At 61.8% G+C, this 12554-nt stretch carries 13 protein-coding genes; 11 read left to right on the top strand and 2 right to left on the bottom strand.

What is annotated here, in order from left to right; genetic code table 11:
- Nucleotides 1-100 precede the first annotated feature (100 nt).
- From EHW12_RS22295 to EHW12_RS22255, 9 genes are all read left to right on the top strand, one after another.
- Nucleotides 101-904: an ABC transporter ATP-binding protein gene (locus EHW12_RS22295; RefSeq protein ID WP_021345217.1), complete on the top strand. Its 804-nt coding sequence runs from the start codon at nucleotides 101-103 to the stop codon at nucleotides 902-904.
- Nucleotides 901-1614, top strand: coding sequence for an ABC transporter ATP-binding protein (locus EHW12_RS22290; RefSeq protein WP_003939931.1), 714 nt, complete (start codon nucleotides 901-903; stop codon nucleotides 1612-1614). Before EHW12_RS22295 ends, EHW12_RS22290 begins: the two co-directional genes overlap by 4 nt.
- Nucleotides 1615-1617: 3 nt before the next feature.
- On the top strand, nucleotides 1618-2514 hold the full coding sequence (locus EHW12_RS22285; RefSeq protein WP_003940241.1) for a branched-chain amino acid ABC transporter permease: 897 nt from the start codon (nucleotides 1618-1620) through the stop codon (nucleotides 2512-2514).
- The gene (locus EHW12_RS22280; protein WP_030534909.1) at nucleotides 2511-3599 is read left to right on the top strand and encodes a branched-chain amino acid ABC transporter permease; all 1089 of its coding nucleotides are present in this window, start codon (nucleotides 2511-2513) and stop codon (nucleotides 3597-3599) included. Before EHW12_RS22285 ends, EHW12_RS22280 begins: the two co-directional genes overlap by 4 nt.
- A gap of 58 nt (nucleotides 3600-3657) precedes the next feature.
- The gene (locus EHW12_RS22275; protein WP_003939841.1) at nucleotides 3658-4941 is read left to right on the top strand and encodes an ABC transporter substrate-binding protein; all 1284 of its coding nucleotides are present in this window, start codon (nucleotides 3658-3660) and stop codon (nucleotides 4939-4941) included.
- A gap of 13 nt (nucleotides 4942-4954) precedes the next feature.
- The gene (locus EHW12_RS22270) at nucleotides 4955-6676 is read left to right on the top strand and encodes a class I adenylate-forming enzyme family protein (RefSeq protein ID WP_073512712.1); all 1722 of its coding nucleotides are present in this window, start codon (nucleotides 4955-4957) and stop codon (nucleotides 6674-6676) included.
- Nucleotides 6673-7074 carry a nuclear transport factor 2 family protein gene (locus EHW12_RS22265; RefSeq protein WP_021345212.1) on the top strand — a complete coding sequence of 134 codons (402 nt, stop codon included), beginning with the start codon at nucleotides 6673-6675 and terminating at the stop codon, nucleotides 7072-7074. The genes EHW12_RS22270 and EHW12_RS22265 overlap by 4 nt, the downstream gene beginning before the upstream one ends.
- Nucleotides 7075-7078: 4 nt before the next feature.
- Nucleotides 7079-8059 carry an LLM class F420-dependent oxidoreductase gene (locus EHW12_RS22260; protein WP_241199029.1) on the top strand — a complete coding sequence of 327 codons (981 nt, stop codon included), beginning with the start codon at nucleotides 7079-7081 and terminating at the stop codon, nucleotides 8057-8059.
- Between the two features lie 65 nt (nucleotides 8060-8124).
- Nucleotides 8125-8925 carry a crotonase/enoyl-CoA hydratase family protein gene (locus EHW12_RS22255; RefSeq protein ID WP_125051770.1) on the top strand — a complete coding sequence of 267 codons (801 nt, stop codon included), beginning with the start codon at nucleotides 8125-8127 and terminating at the stop codon, nucleotides 8923-8925.
- 46 nt (nucleotides 8926-8971) lie between these two features.
- On the opposite strand, the gene EHW12_RS22250 is transcribed toward EHW12_RS22255, so the two are convergent.
- Together EHW12_RS22250 and EHW12_RS22245 are read right to left on the bottom strand one after the other, a co-directional pair.
- Nucleotides 8972-10273, bottom strand: coding sequence for an MFS transporter (locus EHW12_RS22250; RefSeq protein WP_099698277.1), 1302 nt, complete (start codon nucleotides 10271-10273; stop codon nucleotides 8972-8974).
- Between the two features lie 267 nt (nucleotides 10274-10540).
- Nucleotides 10541-11728 carry an ROK family transcriptional regulator gene (locus EHW12_RS22245; protein ID WP_003946405.1) on the bottom strand — a complete coding sequence of 396 codons (1188 nt, stop codon included), beginning with the start codon at nucleotides 11726-11728 and terminating at the stop codon, nucleotides 10541-10543.
- A 194-nt stretch (nucleotides 11729-11922) separates the two neighbouring features.
- Between EHW12_RS22245 and EHW12_RS22240 the strand changes: the two genes are divergently transcribed.
- Both EHW12_RS22240 and EHW12_RS22235 read left to right on the top strand, forming a co-directional pair.
- The gene (locus EHW12_RS22240; protein WP_030534904.1) at nucleotides 11923-12153 is read left to right on the top strand and encodes a DUF3263 domain-containing protein; all 231 of its coding nucleotides are present in this window, start codon (nucleotides 11923-11925) and stop codon (nucleotides 12151-12153) included.
- A gap of 69 nt (nucleotides 12154-12222) precedes the next feature.
- On the top strand, nucleotides 12223-12540 hold the full coding sequence (locus EHW12_RS22235) for a WhiB family transcriptional regulator (protein WP_003946343.1): 318 nt from the start codon (nucleotides 12223-12225) through the stop codon (nucleotides 12538-12540).
- Nucleotides 12541-12554 lie beyond the last annotated feature (14 nt).

Here is a 12554-nt window from a genome sequence, read left to right as displayed (position 1 = left end):
TCGGCTCCGGATCGGGGGCCGCACGTTGACGGAGTGCCTCTGTTTACTGTAGTAATCTCTATCACACTGTTAATTGAAGTGTCACGAGGAGGTGAAACCAATGCTTGGAAACACACCACCCGCACAACCTGCGAATGACCCGGTCGTACTCACGCTCTCCGATGTATCGATCGAATTCGGCGGAGTCACGGCTCTCGACGACGTCGGCTTCGACGTCCACGCCGGCCAGATCTGCGGACTCATCGGGCCGAACGGCGCTGGTAAGACCACGCTGTTCAACTGCATCACAAGGATTTACGAACCGAGTCGCGGTGTCATCACCTGGCAAGGAACCGACCTCTTGGGATTGCGGCCCTATGCATTGGCATCTGCAGGGATCGCTCGGACCTTCCAGAATCTCGCACTGTTCAGCGGCATGAGCGTCTTCGACAACACCATGGTCGGCGGATCGTCTCGGGGCCGCTTCGGACTGGCGAGCGGGGTTCTCGGCTGGCCTCCAGCGCGCGCCCGAGTCCGAGAACTGCGAGAGAAGGCCTGGTACCTGCTCGAACGCCTCGAACTCGTCGACGTCGCGAACGCGCCGGCAGCAGGCCTTCCGTTCGGAACACTCAAGCGCGTCGAACTGGCACGAGCATTGATGTCCGAGCCTTCGCTGCTTCTGCTCGACGAGCCCGCCGGCGGGCTCACACACAGCGAAGTCAAGGAGCTGGGAGAACTGATCGTCTCGCTCCGCGACGACTTCGGCTTCGGAGCGCTTCTGGTCGAACACCACATGGGATTGGTGCTGGGTATCTCCGATCACGTTGTGGCACTGAACTTCGGCCACAAGATCGCTGAAGGTACTCCGGCGGAGATCCAGCAGAACGACGCCGTGATCAATGCCTATCTGGGGCGAGCGGCATGAGCCTGCTGAGCGTCGATGATCTGCATGCCGGTTACGGGCGAGGCAATGTACTGCACGGGGTTTCGCTCGACGTGGAACCCGGCGGGGTCGCTGTTGTTCTCGGCGCGAACGGTGCCGGCAAGACCACCATGATGCGTGCGCTTGCCGGATTGATTCCGCACCAGGGAACGATCACCTTCAACGGTTCGCCGCTCGGATCCAAACCTGAACGCGCCGTGGCCGCCGGCGTCAGCCTTGTCCCACAGGGCCGTGGAACTCTCGGTCAACTGTCGGTACGTGACAACCTGCTCGTCGGCGCTGCGCTTCGCAACGACAAGGCGGAGATCGAGGCCGACATCGAGCGGTGGTGTGAGACATTTCCGGTGCTCGCGAGGAGGTCCACACAGTTGGCAGGTTCGCTGTCAGGCGGTGAACAGCAGATGCTCGCGGTCGCGCGGGCATTGATGAGCCGTCCCACCCTGCTTTTGTGCGACGAACCGAGCCTGGGTCTGGCGCCCATCGTCATCGCCGAATTGTTCGACACGCTCGGTGCGATCAACCGGAGCGACGGAACTGCACTGCTGATCGTGGAACAGAATGCCGATCTCGCGATGAAACTCGCGTCGAAGGTCTTCCTGCTCGACGTAGGCACCATCGTCGCTGCCGGCACGCCCGAGGAATTTCGTTCGGACGACGTCGTGCGCAGCGCCTATCTCGGGTACCAGGAGTAAACGGTGACACTCTTTCTCGAACGACTCATCTCCGGATTGACCAACGGCTCGATCTACGCAATTCTCGCGCTGGCACTCGTGGTGGTGTTCCGTGCCACCGGCACGATCAACTTCGCTCAGGGCGAGTTGGCCCTGTTCACAACCTTCGTGGCGTGGTGGCTCACAACGATGTCCTGGCCGATCTGGGCCGCGATCGGAGCGGCTCTCGCTCTCGGCTTCCTGCTCGGGGCGTTGATGGAGCGTCTGCTCATCCGGCCGGTTCAACGTAGAAGTGACATGGCAGTGCTGATAGTGGCACTGGGATTGTTCACCGGGCTCAACTCGTTGGCCGGAATGCTGTGGGGGAGCGAAACGAAGATCATGCCGAGCCCGTTTCCCAACGGTCCCACCGACTACATCTCAGTGGGCGGCGCGCGCGTGTACGGCGACGCACTGGGCGTACTGGTTGCGCTCGTTGTCCTACTTGTGTTGATGTCCTTGCTCTTTCGCAAGACGAGAGTCGGTCTGCACATGCGTGCCGTCGCGGACAATGCCGAATCTGCCACTCTCGCCGGAGTTCCGACCAGCCGGATACTCGCAATCGGCTGGGGTGTTGCGGCAGCGATCGGCGCACTGGCCGGTGTCCTGGTCACTCCGCTCTCGCCGCAACAACTCGGCCTCACGACCATGTTCCCGATCTTCATCGCAGCATCTGCGGCAGCGCTGTTCGGCGGTCTGGACAGTCTTGTCGGCGCAGTTGTGGGTGGGTTGACGATCGGTGTTCTGGAATCGATGCTCAGCGGCTACATTTCGGTCATCGGCGGTTCGCTGCAGCAGACATCCGCGCTACTGATCATCGTGGTGATCCTCTTCGTCAGACCCAATGGACTGTTCGGTACCAAGAAACTGGAGCGGGTATGACGACGCTTGCCGAGAGAAATGAACCCGCGGTCGCCGAAAAGGCAGTCAGGCAGCCGCGCGTGGTGGTTGCCGGATCGACGTCGTACCGGATACTCCAACTGGTTCTGCTGGTGGCTGCCGTCTGTGCCCTGCTCCTCGTGTCGCAGAGCGCGCCGTTTCGCGTAGGGCAGTTCACGAGTGTCTTCATCATCGCGATTGCCATCGCCGGACTGAATATCGTCAGCGGGTACACCGGACTTCTGTCGATCGGCCATTCTGCCTTCTTCGGCCTCGGCGCGTACACGACCGGCGTTCTGATCGTCGATCGCGGATACTCGCCGTTGACCACAATCCCGATGGCAGTCGTATTGTGTTTCGTACTAGGACTTCTCGTCGGGCTTCCCTCCTTGCGGATCAAAGGGCTGTATCTGGCCCTCGTTACCCTCGCCGTCGCTGTGGCGTTTCCCGAAGTGATCCGCAAGACCGGGGATCTCACCGGTGGCGCGGCCGGCATGGTCGTTCGTGCGAATCTTCTGGTCCCGCCGAAATGGACGGGTTTGACCCGCGCGGACACCTATCTCTGGATCTTCTGGGTTTCGGTAGTGACGCTGGCAGTGGTCATGCTCCTGATCCGCAATCTCGTCAAGAGTCGATTCGGTCTGGCAATGGTTGCGGTGCGCGACAACGAGATTGCGGCGAGTGCAAACGGCATCAACGTCGCGCGGGTCAAGATTCTCGCTTTCGGACTTTCCGGCGCGATCACCGGTCTGGCAGGTTCGCTGTTCACGATGTACATCGGCGCGCTCTCACCCGAGTCCTTTTCGTTGATGAAGTCGATCGAGTTCATCACCGGACTGGTGTTGGGCGGAATCGCAACGCAATTCGGCCCGATCGTCGGGGCTACGGCAGTGGTGTTCCTGCCGTACTACACCGGAAGCGTCACCGACGGCCCCGTGTCGGGAGTGGTGTTCGGCGCGGTGCTGATCGCGATCGTGTTCTTGATGCCGGACGGAATCGTCGGCCGGATCAACAGCGTTCTCCGACGGTTTGTCCTGGTGGTTCCCGCAGATCATCCCAAGTATCGCGAAGGTGAACCCCGCACCTGAGCGCCGTCTCCCTCGCCCACTCTCGTTTCTCTCAACTCACAGCAAGGAACTGGACGATATGAAAAGGCAGACCACGATTCCCGCAGTCATCGCCGCTGCGGCACTACTCCTTTCGGCCTGCGGAGGTAACTCCGACGCAGAGAGCAACACGTCGACCTCGGCCGGAGCAGTATCGGTCGACGACTGCAGCGATCCCAGTGGTGCCGCGGCGCCGATCACCGACAAACTCACGGTGGGGTGGAGTGGGCCGACGTCCGGCCCGCTCGCCGACGCGGTCGGCAACGTGATCGAAGGAATGCGAGCACGGTTCGAGGTCGAGAACGCGGCCGGCGGCGTCGGCGGCGTCAAGCTCGACGTCGTGGTCAAGGACGATGCCTTCTCCCCGGAGCGCGCCAAAGCCAATGTCGGAGAGTTCATTCAGAAGGACAAGGTCGACGTTCTGGGCACGTTCGGAGCAGGCCAGTTGAACGCCATCGCGGACGACCAGACCACTGCCTGTGTTCCACTGCTCTTCGCGCAGGCAGGCATGCCCGAGTTCCGGGTGATCGAAGACTTTCCGTGGACCACGGAGTATCTACCGGATCCGGGCGTCGAGATGGAGGTAGTGGTCGAAAGCCTGAAGAAGAAGTATCCGAGCGGCGCCAAGGTTGCCTTGGCCACGAACCAGACCGAGTCCGGACAAGGGATCGCCAACGGCTTCAAGTCCGCGATCGAAGGAACGAACTTCGAGATCGCAGCCGAAGAGGCGCTGACCGACCCCAAGACGGCGGCATCGACCCTCAAAGCCAGTGGCGCCGAGGTATTGGTGGTGGCCGGTGTCACCACCGATTGCCTCGCGATCACCCAGGCGATCGGACGTGTCGGATGGAAGCCCGACACCGTGATTCAACCGTCGAACTGCGTCGACGGTGCGACGCTGTATGCGCCCGCCGGTGATGCTGCCGACGGGCAGCAGGTGATGGTGTGGCTCAAGGATCCCAACAACGCCCTCTACAAGGACGACGCGGCGGTACGTGACTACCTGGCCGGTGCGGCTGCTCACGGTGCCGATTCCCCGACCAACAGCTACACCGTGAACGGCTGGGCCATCGGTGACCTGTTGGTGGACAACTTCACTCGGGCCTCTGAGTCATCCGACGGGCTCTCACGCGCCAGCATCATGAGTGCCGCACGAACGCAGGACTACCACCCGCCGATGTTCATCGACGGAATCAAATTCACGATGACCGCGGACCATGCATTGGGAATCCTGGCATTCCAGCCGTTCGAGTGGAACGCCGCTACCCAGGCGTTCGAGAAGCAAGGCGACGTGATCGACATTTCCGGCCGTTACGAGAACTGAAACGAGTACGCGAATGAACAAGGCACACAGGGGATTGCATCCTCGCGTCAAGGTGGACGAATACACCTCGAAAGGGTGGTGGTCCGACGAGACGATCGATCAGGTGTTCCGGGCGCAGGTGCGGGTACGCGGTGACGAACTTGCCGTGGTTGATCCGGCGAACCGGAGCGAGTTGTCCGGCGGAGATCCGCGACGCCTCAGTTGGAACCAACTGGAGAGCGAAGTCATCGCGCTCGCTGCCGGCTTCTCCGAGGTGGGTTTGGGCCGGGGAGATGTTCTGGGCGTGCAGATGCCCAATACCGTCGAATTGGTCGAGGTCTACCTTGCAGCGTGGTCTCTGGGGATCGTGGTCTCACCCTTGCCCATGCAGTACCGCGAACGTGAAGTGGAAGGAATGGCAAACCAGGCGGCGTTTGCAGCATTTGTCACCGTACCCAGTTTTGGTGACAGACTCCCTGCTACGGAGATCGCTGCAATCAGATCCCGGATTCCCTCTCTGAGATCGGTGTTCGCCTACGCTCCCGCATCCGAGCTTCCGGCCCAGTTGCCCGCCGGTGTCGTGGGGCTGAGTCCTCGGGCGGCCACCGAAACACAGCGCAGTGAATTGGATGTACGAATCACCGAAGATCCCAACGACCCCAACGATGCGATGACGATCTGTTGGACCTCCGGGACCGAAAGCGAACCGAAGGGTGTCCCACGTTCGCACTACGAGTGGCTGGCCATCTGCTGGGCCACGATCGACGCTCCCGACATCGGAGTCGGCGACGTCTTGTTGAACCCGTTCCCGATGGTCAACATGGCCGGAATCAACGGAATGTTCCTGCCGTGGCTCCGCACGGGATGTGTACTGGTACAGCATCACCCGTTCGACCTTCGAGTATTCCTCGGGCAGATCGAGGCCGAGCGCGTGACGTACACGGTAGCGCCGCCTGCGCTGTTGTGGATGCTGCTCGCCGACGAGTCGATGCTCGCGGCGGTCGACCTGTCGAGCTTGACTCGGATCGGTTCGGGTTCGGTGCCACTGCAACCTCCGATGGTGCGGGGATGGCAGGAGCGATATGGAATCGGAGTCATCAACTTCTTCGGGTCCAACGAAGGCATCAGTCTGCTCTCCTCGCCTGCGGACATGCCGGATCCGGACGACCGCGCACGGTACTTCCCTCGTTTCGGTGTCGAGAACTTCCGCTGGAGCACCAGAATCTCGGACTGGATGGACGTTCGCTTGGTCGACGTGGTCACCGGCGAGGACATCACGGAAGTCGGGCACCCGGGTGAGTTGCGAATCAGCGGACCGACGGTCTTTGCCGGCTATCTCGGCGATCGGCCGTCTCCGTTCGACGAGCGCGGATTCCTCTGCACCGGAGACATCTTCGAGATTGCCGGTGATCACGGGCAGTATCTCCGCTACCTGGACCGGGGGAAGGACCTCGTGATCCGCGGCGGAATGAACATCGCCCCAGCCGAACTGGAGGGATTGATCGCCGAGCATCCGGCCGTTGCGGATGTGGCCGTCATCGGCGACCCCGACGAAGTACTCGGTGAGCGCGTCGCAGCAGTGGTCACGCTGCGGCCCGAGACGGAACTCGAGCTGGACGCTCTGGTCGCGTTCCTGAAGGACAAGCGCATCGCGTCGTACAAACTTCCCGAGCGGCTGGAGATTCGGAAAGAACTGCCGCGCAATTCGACCGGAAAGATCCTCAAGCGTGAGCTTCGACAGAAGAGTGTGGCATGAGTGTGATGAACGACAGTGACAAGCTTGCGTTGGCGCGTGAGATGTTCCAGGCGTGGGACGTCATGGACTGGACACGCGTCGTCGACTTGTTCGCCGAGGACGGTGTGCTCCACAGCGTCATGCAGGAACCTCTTGTCGGCAAGGAGGCCGTTGCGGGCCGAATTGCGTTACTGGCAAGCAAGTGTGAACGGATCACACTGAAGATCGAGTCTCTCGGCGTGATCGACGGAAGGGTATTTGTGCAGCGAGTGGACGACTTCCACTTCGACGGTACCCATGGCGTCGTTCCTGTTGTCGGAATCCTCAGCATGGCAGACGGACGGATCACCGAGTGGCTCGAGTACTACGACCGTCCGACACTGTTGGAGGGAATGGGTCTTGTCTCCGACTTCGAGTAGAGGTTTGCCGACCATCGACATCTCCTTGGGTTTGTGGCAGGACCGTCCGCCGCAGGAGGTGACCGCTACTGCACGCCTCGCCGACAAACTCGGGTTCGGCCGAGTGTGGGTGGGGGAGATGGCGACGTACGACGTCTTTGCTCTGGCGACGTCAGTCGGCACCGGATTCGAGCACTCCGAACTAGTGGTCGGCCCGCTCGCGGTGACGGTTCGTGATCCGGCGATGATCGCGATCGGGGCGGCGTCGGTATCCGACCTGACCGGGCGTGACGTATCGATCGCGTTGGGTACTTCCAGCACTGTCGTGGTCGAGAAATGGCATGGGCGAAGCAGATCCGGGGCGGCACGTGCACTTGCGGAGTCCGCCCGCGGTGTGCGAGCGCTGATGAACGGTGAACGGGGCGAAGTCGCCGGAACGGTGATGCGCACCAGCGGATATCGGCTGCGACTTCAGCCGCCAGGTGGGCGGCTGATCGTTGCGGCATTCGGAGACAAGGCTCTTCGGGCCGCCGTGGAGTTGGGTGACGAACTGGTGCTCAATCTGGTGAGTGCGGAGCAGGCCGGTCGTCTGATCACACGGTGCAAGGAGATCGTGGCTGAGACGGAAACGGTGATGCCCCAGGTGTCGGTGTGGGCGCCGGCGGCCGTGGCAACCGAAGGCCCAACTCAGATGTCGATCGATCAACTCAGACGTGGACTCGTGCCGTATCTCGCTGCTCCCGGATACTCGGACATGTTCGTCCGCGCAGGCTTCGCGGACGTGATCGAGGCAGCCAGGGCCGGGACCGCGCCGCGCGAGCTCTCGAGTCAGGTCTCCGACGCCATGGTGGCGGCGGTGGGAATCGTGGGAACTGCGGCCGATGCTCGCGCGCAACTCGAGGCGTACCGAGCGGCGGGTGTGGACACCGTCGTGGCCGTACCGTCATCCACTGATTCGGACCCGGCCGGGCAAGAGACCATGGAACTTCTTGCCGAGATGGCATGACGAATCCCCGGGGAACTTACTCTCAGGTAAGTTCGTCGGGGATATGTCGAATCGGAGGAGTTGCCGTGAGTGATCGTGTTCGTGTCGAGGTAGTGCAGTCGGTGGCGTACGTGACGCTGAACCGACCGGAGAAACTCAACGGTCTCGATCTGGACATGCTCGACGCCCTGGTGGACGCCGCTCGAACTATCGAAGCTGATCGTTCGATCCGGGGCGTGATTCTTCAAGGCGCGGGTGACGCGTTCTCGGCCGGGTTGGACTTCGCCTCTGCGGGTAAGCAACCGAGGCGCATGGCGAAGGCCTTCGCGAAATTTCCCGGTCAGAAGACCAACCTCTTCCAACGCGCGTGCTGGGTGTGGCGCGAATTGCCCGTGCCGGTCATCGCGGTCGTTGACGGGCACTGCTTCGGTGGGGGACTGCAATTGGCGCTCGCCGCAGACTTTCGATTCACCACCCCCGATTGCACGTTCTCGGTGATGGAGGCGAAGTGGGGATTGATCCCCGACATGACCGGAACGGTCACGATGCGCGAACTCGCGGCAATGGACGTCGTGAAACGCCTCGCCATGACTGCTGAACTGTTCGACGGAAATCAGGCTCTCGAGTGGGGGTTCGTGAGCGGAGTCAGCGACAATCCGATCAAGCCGGCGCAGGAACTGCTGTCGCAGATCGCGGTTCGCTCGCCGGACGCCGTCGCAGCGACGAAGACGTTGCTGCATAAGACCTGGAACCGCTCGCCTCGCGGCGCGTTCTGGATCGAATCGCGGATCCAACTGGCGCTGATGCGAGGCAAGAACCACAAGATCGTGCGTACAGCGAATGCTGCGAAGAAGTTGCCGGAGTTCGCCTTTCGAAAGTTCGGCTGACAAACTCCGGCATCGCGACGCCGTTGGGCGTCCACATTCAGGTCGATTACACCATCAGGTCTCGTCCTGATCGATCCTTGATGAGCATCGTGGCGACGAACGAGACCGCGGCCAGCAGGGCGAGGTATATCGAGATGGCAAGGGTGCCACCGGTCTTGCCGAGGAGCCACTGTGCGACGGTGGGAGCAAAGGCGCCGCCGAAGATGGTGCCTACCGCGTAGGAGATCGACGCACCGCTGTAACGGATCGAAGCCGGGAACAGTTCGGCGAACAACGCGGGTTGAGGTCCGTACGACAGCCCGAGTCCGACCGAGAACAGGATCATCGCCACGTAGATCCAGCCGAGATTCCCGGTGTCGACGAGGAGGAAGAACGGCACCGCGAAGAGGACCATTGCGAGGTTGCCCACGTTCATCACCGTGGTGCGGCCGCGTCGATCCGACCAGTAGGCGCCGATCATGGTGAAAACGCCCCACGTGACGGCACTTGCGAGCGTGGCAATCAGTAGTTCGGTCTTACCCAGGCCATAGGTCTTGGTTGCGTACGCGACGATGAATCCGCCGATCACCATGTAGCCGTTGCCGTTTGTGCCGATGAAGGACAGCGCCGCGAGTACGACCTGCTTCGGGTGTTTCTTGAACAGAGTTCGGATAGGCGTGTTGCTCTCGGTGCGGCGTTCCTTGAGTTCGGCGAATACGGGTGACTCGCTGACCTTGCTTCGAATGTAGAAGCCGACGCCGATCAACACGACGCTGAGCAGGAACGGCACTCGCCATCCCCAGGTGGTGAACTGTTCGTCCGTGAGGGTGAATGTGCACAGTGCCAAAACGCCGGTGGCGAGCAACATTCCGAGCGGTACTCCCATCTGTACGAACGCTCCGAAGAACCCTCGACGCTTGGTGGGTGCGTGTTCGACGGCAAGAAGAGCGGCCCCGCCCCATTCGCCGCCCGTCGAGAATCCTTGGACGACGCGAAGCAGGATCAACAGGATCGGTGCCCAGATTCCGATCGAGGCATACGTCGGCAGCACGCCGATGAGAACCGTCGCGGCACCCATCATCGCCAACGTCGCGACCAGGACACGTTTGCGGCCGAGCCTGTCGCCGAGATAGCCGGCCACGATGGCACCGAGAGGACGGAAGACAAAGCTGATGCCGACCGTGACGTAGGAGACGATCTGGCCGGCCGAGCCCATCGGCTTGAAGAACAGGTCGGCAAAGATCAGGGCTGCGGCTTGGGCGTAGATGAAGAAGTCGTACCACTCGACGGTGGTGCCGACCATCGACGCCATCGCGGCGCGGTCGTATTCCTTCGCGGCGGGCTTGGTGCCAGTTCTGGTTGTGGTCATCGAGCTACTTTCTGCCAGTCACGTGGTTCACCGACACGGTGAAACTGCGAAGTCGGAACAGGGGAGAAACGCTGTTCGATCTGCGACGTTGCCGGTGTGCTCGGTGCATGCTTTTGGCTGACTCGGAGCGTTCCTGCGCGATCTCATCGTCGATATCGGCAACCGAATGATCGGTAGGTAATGAATTATGCAGAAGTGTGAGCGTCAACACAAGCGATGCCGGAAAAGTCTGATTGTTTGATGCGGAGCGTGCGAGAAGTCAGCGACTCACGTGTGGAGTGACGCCGCGATCCGCAGATCGATTTCCCTGGCGCTGAGCAGATGGTCGAGGACGAGAACCGCACAACCGAGGATGCCGGATTGTGCGCCGTGGCTGACCGAAGCGATCTGAAGCTTTCGGGTGGCAAGCGCCGTTGCGTTGCCGTAGACGGACTCCCGAAGCCCGGCGAGGAAGAGTTCGTCCGCCTCGGCCATGTCGCCGCCGATGATCAGGACCTCGGGATTGAGGAGATTGACCGCGCCGGAAATGACGTCGCCGATCAGTCGGCCGCTGCTTCTGATGAGCCGGCGGGCTTCGCTGTCGCCGTCCAGGGCGAGGCGGACGACATCACGCACGTGACCGACGCTTCGGCCCTGATCTCGGAGGGCGTGCACGAGAGCCCAACCGCTGGCGACAGTTTCGACGCAGCCGACGTCGCCGCAGCGACACTTCATGCCCCGCGCTGCAGCGGTTTTGGTATGCCCGATCTCGCCGGACGCTCCGAGTGAACCGCGTTGGAGGACTCCGCCCATGACGATTCCTGCGCCGAGGCCGGTTGACGCCTTGATCATCAGGAGGTTGGGCGCACTCTCGCGTCGCTCGCTCAATTCGGCCAGAGCCATCACGTTGGCATCGTTGTCCGCGAACAGCGGAGCCGTGGTCACCGATGCCAGATAGGGGGCAAGCGCGACTCCGTCCCATCCCGCCATCATCGGAGAGTCGAGGCTTGCTCCCGCGGCGACGTCGACCGTTCCGGGAATGCTCAGTCCGATTCCGATGACCTCGGTAGACGCGCGGTGGACCTGGGCCAGTAGTGACGAAAGATGCTCGGCAATTTCGGGCATCAGTTCGTCGGGGCCGACCCCGACCGACTTGTCGATGTCTTCTGCCGCGAGGATCGTGCCCGCCAGGTCGGTGACGGCAAGTTGTGCCCGCGATCGACCGATTGCCACGACGAGAACCACGCCGGACGAGTTCGCGAAGGTGAGAGTGGACGGCGGCCGGCCGCCCGTCGACGGGCCCTCGTCGTCATCGGCGATCAAACCAAGCGATTGAAGTGCTGCAACCCTGGCCGATACCGCCGTCCTGGACAGGCCGGTGAGCTTCCCGATCTCGCTGCGCGTGGTCGCGGAACCGCTGCGTATCAGCGTGAATACCTCTCCCGCGGTGGCCGGAGTCGTGGACGGTCGGGTCATTGTCCTATTCAAGCATTCCTCGTCGGTAACTTCAGCGTGCGAAAGTTCGCATACTTTGTCCACAAAAAGACGTAAGTAGGTCTTGTGAAAAAGCAGAAGTAGGCATAGTCTGTGTCTTGACTCACTGCCACGGGCGTCCGAGGAGACGAGTCGCAGTTTCTGTGAAGCAGGGCGCACAAACAGGGGAGAACCTGATGAGCCGCACCGATACACAAGAGATCGTCGAGTTCGCACGTAAGTGGCAGCAGTTCGACGGTGGACCTGACGAAGAGATCTTTGTAACCTTCGGCCTCGCCCCGGACGAGTATTTCCGCAGGCTGCAGGCAATTCTCGACGACGGCGTCGTAGCGCTGACTCCGCCGGTCACCGGCGAACTCGCAACGGTCTGTGCACATCGACTCGGCCAATCGGTCAGGCGTCGATAAGTCTGACCCGGCGTCAGCCCAGAGTCACCCGAATCCGTGTCACCCGAGTAAGGAATTGAGGTCGCCATCATGCACAAGCACCTTCCGATGCCGTACCCGACCGCCGAAGTGTGGGACTGGCAGCTGCAGGGAGCGTGCCGCGGGCACGATTCCGCGGTGTACTTCCATCCGGACGGCGAGCGTGGACACGCCCGCGAGAACCGTGAACGCAACGCCAAGAAGGTCTGCGCGACGTGCCCTGTACTCCAGCAGTGCCGCGAACACGCACTCTCCGTCCACGAGCCGTACGGCATCTGGGGTGGAATGACGGAGACCGAGCGCGCAGAATATGTGCGATCGCTGCGTAAGCGCAGCAACCGGATGCCCGCGGTCGCCAACGCGAGCTGACGGTCCTTCGGAAA

Origin of the sequence: Rhodococcus sp. NJ-530, from assembly GCF_003860625.1 — a bacterium.
GTDB classification, from domain to species: Bacteria; Actinomycetota; Actinomycetes; order Mycobacteriales; family Mycobacteriaceae; genus Rhodococcus_F; species Rhodococcus_F qingshengii.
Note: the sequence above shows the minus strand (reverse complement) of the source record. Positions and strands in the feature narration are given on the sequence as shown.

Coding starts and splice junctions, on each gene's coding strand:
- EHW12_RS22295 (WP_021345217.1), top strand. CDS start 101: ATGCTTGGAAACACACCACCCGCACAACCTGCGAATGACCCGGTCGTA.
- EHW12_RS22290 (WP_003939931.1), top strand. CDS start 901: ATGAGCCTGCTGAGCGTCGATGATCTGCATGCCGGTTACGGGCGAGGC.
- EHW12_RS22280 (WP_030534909.1), top strand. CDS start 2,511: ATGACGACGCTTGCCGAGAGAAATGAACCCGCGGTCGCCGAAAAGGCA.
- EHW12_RS22275 (WP_003939841.1), top strand. CDS start 3,658: ATGAAAAGGCAGACCACGATTCCCGCAGTCATCGCCGCTGCGGCACTA.
- EHW12_RS22270 (WP_073512712.1), top strand. CDS start 4,955: ATGAACAAGGCACACAGGGGATTGCATCCTCGCGTCAAGGTGGACGAA.
- EHW12_RS22265 (WP_021345212.1), top strand. CDS start 6,673: ATGAGTGTGATGAACGACAGTGACAAGCTTGCGTTGGCGCGTGAGATG.
- EHW12_RS22250 (WP_099698277.1), bottom strand. CDS start 10,273: ATGACCACAACCAGAACTGGCACCAAGCCCGCCGCGAAGGAATACGAC.
- EHW12_RS22245 (WP_003946405.1), bottom strand. CDS start 11,728: ATGACCCGACCGTCCACGACTCCGGCCACCGCGGGAGAGGTATTCACG.
- EHW12_RS22240 (WP_030534904.1), top strand. CDS start 11,923: ATGAGCCGCACCGATACACAAGAGATCGTCGAGTTCGCACGTAAGTGG.
- EHW12_RS22235 (WP_003946343.1), top strand. CDS start 12,223: ATGCACAAGCACCTTCCGATGCCGTACCCGACCGCCGAAGTGTGGGAC.